Raw genomic sequence first — 1731 nt, forward strand, 5'->3', positions numbered from 1 at the left:
CCGCCGCGCCGTCGCGGGTCAGCGGGCCGGCCGCGGCGGTCGCCAGTGCCACGGCGGCCGAACTCGCCTGGCCCTGGGTGAGTGCGACGGGCGGCAGCATCGCGTGCTGGGCGAGCACGTACCCGCCTCCGGGCCCGGAGATCCCGCCGACGGGAACCCCGGCGTCCTGGAGGGCCAGCAGGTCCCGGCGGATCGTTCGCACGCTGACGTCCAGCCTGGCCGCCAGGCTTGCGGCTGTGCGCCCGGCGGGTCCGGCCCGGCGCAGCTCCTCGACGATCGCGGTCAGTCGATCTGGGTGCGGCATGCGTTCCACGTTGACAGGGCCCTGTCACGACTGGTGGCGAAACGGCGCGACTTGGGCAATCTCGCTGCCCCGTGCCCGTGATGTGCGATGACTGGGATGCCGAGCGGCAGCGGATGACCCAGGCGGGGCGGGCGATGGCGGCGCGGGAGGCGATGGCGGCGCGGGAGGCTAGGGCGGCGCGGGACGGGACGGGACGGGGCGGCGCGGGACGGGGTGGCGGATGACCCGGGCGGCGCGGCCCGTTGGCCGGTGGTGATCGTGATCGCGCCAGGAATTCATCCCGGCATTGCCCTGAGCCGCATCCGGCAGGATTTTCGGTGCATATTTCAGCGGTTTCTGACGGCGGCTGAACCGGTCGCGGTGCGCGACTCGCCGGGTAGGCAAACGTGGAGCACTACGATGCGCTAGTTACCCTGGTCGCGACCGGTGTCCGGGCTGGTCGGCCGAGGTGGGGTGGGTCACGACCTGTTGTCGTGTCACGGGGGTACGGCCATGAGCGCGGCGGCACCGGCGAAATCTGATCGATCATCTGGCCCGATTTGTCTGCCGGTGTGCTCCGTGGGCGTACGGCGGTGTTATTCCGGATTTTTCGTTAGCGCTCAATGTTCTCGTGAAGGCGGATGATGCACAGTCTGTTGGCGGTCGTCGTGTCCTACGGAGGCTCGACCCATCTGCACCAGTTGCTCACGGCCCTGCTCGCCATGAACGGCTGCGAGACGGTGCTGGTAGAGAACGCCACGCTCGCCGGACGCCCGGTGCCCGCCGGGGTGCGTGTCGTCGAGGGCCATGGCAACGTCGGCTATGGCACGGCGGTCAACCTCGCCGTCCGAGGTGCGGTGGCGGACGGGCCGGCGCCGGACTGGCTGCTGGTGATCAACAGTGATGTGACCATCCCCCGCGACACCGCGGAGGTCCTTCCGAAGCTTCTTGCCTGGTACCCGCCGTCCGTCGACGTCGTCGGGTTCCCGTTCCTCGCCAGCGACGGCAGTCCGGGACGGTCCCGCGCAGTGCTGCCGACCCCGCGCACGAACGCCTTCATCACCCTGCGGGGCGAGGCGGCGGCCATCGCCCGGTGGCCGGAGCTGCGCCACCCGGTCGGCGCCTTCTTCGCCATCCGCATTCCGACCTTCCTGCGCCTTGGCGGCTTCGATCCCGCCTACTGGATGTACTACGAGGAGACCGACCTGTTCGCCCGGTTGTACGCGGCCGGCGGCCGGCTCGCCTGGGCCGACGAAGAATGGCCGGTGGTGCACGTCGGCGGCGAGACCGTCGGCCGCTCCGGCCTGCTGCACGCCGAACTCGGCCGCTCGGCCGCCGTCTACGCCCGCCGCCACCGGGTCAGCCTGGGCTGGAGCTGGCCTGCGGTGCACGCCGGCCAGCTCGTCGTCCTCACCGCCCGCAAGCTCGCCACCGGCCGGGTGCAGGAC

General features: G+C 71.4%; 2 protein-coding genes. One reads left to right on the forward strand and one right to left on the reverse strand.

Annotated elements, in window-relative coordinates; all coding sequences use genetic code 11:
• On the reverse strand, window positions 1-304 hold a 304-nt coding region (locus ND748_RS31395; RefSeq protein ID WP_251749919.1), incomplete at its 3' end, for a YafY family protein.
• Window positions 305-927: 623 nt separating this feature from the next.
• Between ND748_RS31395 and ND748_RS31400 the strand changes: the two genes are divergently transcribed.
• Window positions 928-1731 (forward strand): glycosyltransferase family 2 protein (locus ND748_RS31400; protein WP_251749920.1); only part of this gene is annotated, 804 nt, incomplete at its 3' end.

The sequence above is a fragment of the Frankia sp. AiPs1 genome (assembly GCF_023716945.1).
In the GTDB taxonomy this organism is placed as follows: Bacteria; Actinomycetota; Actinomycetes; order Frankiales; family Frankiaceae; genus Frankia.